Raw genomic sequence first — 304 nt, 5'->3', positions numbered from 1 at the left:
GTCATGGTCCAGATTAACCAGCTGTACGCTGGCCAGGGACTCGGTGATGACACACTGAGAACCGGTACGCATTTTGGTTTCTTGAGGGTCGAAGCTGTACTCATACAAAAACGATTTTTTGTTTGGTTCAGGCGGTGTGTTTGTGCGCTGCACAACGGCCAGACTCTCGATATCTTCCAGCAGTCCCTCGGTTGTCATGTCCTGACGGCTGAACAGCTGCCACCACGTCGGCTTATCTGCGCGGAGGTGGAAGTCGAGTAACTGGAAGGTGAGCAACGTGACCTGATCCTCGTTACTCATGACC

The 304-nt window shown here is 53.0% G+C and carries 1 protein-coding gene; it reads right to left on the bottom strand.

Translation table 11 applies throughout. The features are described 5' to 3' along the window. Positions 1 to 304, bottom strand: a 304-nt coding sequence (locus QMX91_RS31405) for a hypothetical protein (RefSeq protein ID WP_282413926.1), incomplete at both ends; no start/stop codon positions are given.

The sequence above is a fragment of the Pseudomonas sp. PS01299 genome (assembly GCF_029960145.1).
Taxonomy (GTDB): domain Bacteria; phylum Pseudomonadota; class Gammaproteobacteria; order Pseudomonadales; family Pseudomonadaceae; genus Aquipseudomonas; species Aquipseudomonas putida_A.
Note: the sequence above shows the minus strand (reverse complement) of the source record. Positions and strands in the feature narration are given on the sequence as shown.